We start from the raw sequence: 3,673 nt of genomic DNA, 5'->3' as shown, positions 1-3,673 counted from the left end.
GCTGGGTTCTCTACAGTCTCCCTTCCCGGAGCGGCCGTCTGGCACGTCTCGTGGATGGACAAGGACGACATGGTCGGCTGGCAGGCCTATTTCCACGAACGCAACCGACTGGTCACCACCCTGATCCACAGCCCGTACGCAAAGGGCGGCCGCGTCCTTAGGGAGTCAGTCCAGGCTGACGTGAAGCATCTCGTGTCCATGCAGTACTTCACCGAACATGGCCGCCTCGAGGCGCTCAAGGATATCTTCAAGGGGCCCACCGAGCTACACCAAGTGCTGGCCTCGAAGCTGCCGGAGATTAATGCGCTTAAATCCGATTACCCCGACGCGCAACTCAAGGAAAACGTTGACGACTTTCCGACGCCCAAGTTGGGTCGCGGTCCCGTAGGCGGCGCCTTGATCGGGATGCCGCCCAAGAAGGACTTGGTGCAGTGGGGCCTCAAGACAGTATCGCGGCAGCTGGTCAAGAGTCCGGCGCCGGAGAGTGCAGAACGCCCGCAAGGGTTTCTAGCCCACCGGGACAACCGCTGGTTTAGACTCGCTCATTACGACAGCGTCATTGTGTCCAATGCCGAGGGAACAGGCGCGTCTTGGTATAGGCGTGATCCAAAGAAGCTCAAATCGATGCTCGCCGAAGCCACCCGGCTGCACCTTCGCCTCTACCGCGAGTGGGACAAACTGGCGGCGCAGTATCGCGATGCCGTCCCCGAGATCACGTCCATCGCCGCGTGGAAAAAGACCTTCGGTCTGGACGCCAAGGACGGCAGCTAGATGGCCGGAAAAGTGGACGAGTTCGTTAAACCCGGAAGTGGCCGCGGACTGCTTGATGTGTACGGCGACCGCTTCCTGCTAAAGCTGCTGGTGCGCAAGGAAATCAAGATCCGTTACCGGGGCTCGGTACTGGGGTTGCTTTGGTCCTATGTGAAACCACTGATGCAGTTTTTGATCTACTACATCGCGCTCGGAATCTTCTTGAATCTCGAGCATGGAACACCCAATTACGCGGTCTATCTTTTTGCTGGCATAGTTCTGGTGAACTTTTTTACTGAGTCGTTATCCAATTCCACGCGGTCCATCGTGGACAACCGCGATCTGATCAGGAAGATCTATCTGCCGCGGGAGCTATTTCCTGTGGCAACTGTCTGGGTTTCTGCTGCGCATTTCCTGCCGCAGCTGGTCGTGCTGATCGGCGCCTGTCTCCTTGTCGGCTGGGCGCCGTCGATATTGCAGCTAGCCGCGGTGATTCTAATCTTCGTCATGGTGTCTGTGCTCGCGACTGGCCTTGGCCTCATGTTTGGGGCCGTCAACGTGTATTTCCGTGATTCGGAGAACATTGTTGACATGATCGTCATGGTGGTCACCTGGGCGTCGCCAGTGCTGTATGTGTGGTCGATGGTGGAACGCGTTATGGGGCCTTGGTACTGGCTATATCAGTTGAATCCGATGACGACGGCCGTTGAGGTTTTCCATTGGGCTTTCTGGCAACCAACACTGAAGGCGGGCCAAGTTGTTTCAGGCACTCTTCCGCCCGACCTGTTCACCCTCTGGCTCCCGGCCTCGATGCTTGTATCCCTCGCGGTGCTCTTCCTTGGACAGTTGACGTTCCGCCGGCTTTCCATTCACTTTGCTCAGGAGCTCTGAGATGACTTCACATGGACACGTCGCCATCAGCTGTACTGGCGTCCGCAAGCAGTTTGTGCTGCGCCACACCCGATCCCTGAAGGAGGCCTTGGTCTGGCTGGTGAAGGGCCGCAAGGGCGATCTCTCCAAGCGGTTCCTGGCGCTAAACGACGTGTCGCTTGAGGTGAAGCAAGGTGAAACCGTCGCACTCTTGGGCCTTAACGGTTCCGGTAAATCCACGCTCCTGAAGTTGATTTCGGGCGTGCTGCAGCCCGACGGCGGCACGGTGCGCACCCGTGGGCGAGTAGCAGGGCTTATCGAGGTCGGGGCGGGCTTCCACCACGATCTCAGCGGCCGGGATAACGTCTACCTCAACGGAGCCATCCTTGGTATGTCGGAACGGCAGATCGATGAGATGTTTGACTCCATTGTGGAATTCTCGGAGATCGGTGAATTCATTGACACCGAGGTGAAATTCTACTCGTCGGGAATGTACCTGCGTTTGGCATTTTCCATCGCCGTTCACACCGACCCGGAAGTCTTCTTGATCGATGAAATCCTAGCCGTCGGCGACGAACCGTTCCAGCGCAAATGCATCGCCAAGATTAAAGAGCTGGCGGACAAAGGCAAAACCCTCTTTGTCGTGAGCCATGACCTGGACTTGGTAGCGACGATTTGTGAGCGCGGGGTTCTGTTGGAGCATGGCCAGATTGTTATGGACGGCGAAGTGCACGCCGTCGTTGACGAACTCCGAGAACGCTCCGCGAACCTAAGCTAGCGATGGCTTGAGCGGCATCGCGCCGAAGGACAGCAGTGCAAGAACACGCCGCTGTACACAGAATGAAGGAGTCCTAACGAGTGCAGTGGCTTGATGCTGTGCCCACGATTTTTGCCGCATTGGCCGTCCTGCTGATGCCCGGGCTGTTGCTGGCGTGGGCCATGCACGCCCGTGGCTTTTCAGTGTTCGCGCTCGCGCCCGTCTTCTCAGTCTCGCTCATCTCCGTAACGGCGGTGGTGTGTCCTTTTATCGGCGTATCGTGGTCGCTGCTGCCCGTCGTGGTTCTAGCGGCGGTTGCCTCGGCGGTGGCTTTCCTCCTGAGTCGACGCAGTCGAAGGACCTGGCAACCACAGCGGGCGTTCGACGCCCGTTTTGGCTTTGCCATGCTGGGAACGCTGCTGGCCGCCGTCACCGTTGGCGCACGACTGGTGTATGCCTTCGGTTCGCCCGACAGCATTTCCCAGACCTACGACAACATATTCCACCTCAATGCCGTCCAATACATCCTCCACACGGGGCAGGCTTCATCTCTGACGGTTGGCGGCATGACCGGCATCCCGTTCTACCCGGCCGGATGGCACGCGGTCGTGTCCTTGACCGCCCAGCTGTCAGGGGCCAGTATCCCTGTCGCAGTCAACGCCACCAACCTCGTCATTGGTGCCGTCGTGTGGCCTATGGGGTGCATCTTCTTGTGCCAGCAGGTTCTCGGACAATCCAAAATAGCTGCACTCCTGGCCGGCGTCCTGTCTGCCGCGTTCGGCACTTTTCCCCTCATGATGGTGGACTTCGGGGTGCTCTACCCGAACCTCCTCTCGATTTCCTTGCTGCCCGCTGTCCTCGCACTGGGCTTCCAGTTATTGCACCTGTCAGCCGTACCGGACATGCAGCCGTTCATGCGCTACCTTGCCGTACTCGTAGCAATCCCAGGTCTTGCGTTGGCCCACCCGAGCACGCTGATGGCCTTCCTGGCATTCCTTACCCCGGCTGTCATATTCGTTTTTGTGAAATCTTGGCGCAGGTGGGGTCGAAGCTGGCCGGCGTCGAGGAGAACAGCGGTAGCCTGGTCTGGCGCCCTGGCGGTGGGGACAGCGGTTGTCCTGCTGGCCTGGCAGGCCGTTCGACCGATCGCCGAAGCGGCCTTCTGGCCCCCAATCCATTCACCGTTGGGTTCTCTGTGGGAGCTCGCGACTAATTCCGAAATGAACCGGCCCCCGGCAATCGTGGTGTCCATCCTCATGGCTGTGGGCGTTGTTGTCATGGCACGGCATCGAAACC

General features: G+C 58.8%; 3 protein-coding genes and 1 pseudogene. All 4 read left to right on the top strand.

Translation table 11 applies throughout. The annotated features are described in order from the left end of the window. A pseudogene (locus AB4Y86_RS14395) lies at positions 1-771 on the top strand (glycosyltransferase); the annotation flags it as partial. After that, entirely contained in the window at positions 772-1,641 is an 870-nt protein-coding gene (locus AB4Y86_RS14390; RefSeq protein WP_441402882.1) for an ABC transporter permease, read from the top strand. 1 nt (position 1,642) lies between these two features. Then, a complete protein-coding gene (locus AB4Y86_RS14385) occupies positions 1,643-2,398 on the top strand; it encodes an ABC transporter ATP-binding protein (protein ID WP_441402881.1) in 756 nt (251 codons plus the stop codon). Positions 2,399-2,478: 80 nt separating this feature from the next. After that, the coding region (locus tag AB4Y86_RS14380) for a DUF6541 family protein (protein WP_441402880.1) at positions 2,479-3,673 on the top strand (1,195 nt) is incomplete at its 3' end.

Origin of the sequence: Arthrobacter sp. 2YAF22_2, assembly GCF_052114645.1 — a bacterium.
In the GTDB taxonomy this organism is placed as follows: domain Bacteria; phylum Actinomycetota; class Actinomycetes; order Actinomycetales; family Micrococcaceae; genus Arthrobacter.
Note: the sequence above shows the minus strand (reverse complement) of the source record. Positions and strands in the feature narration are given on the sequence as shown.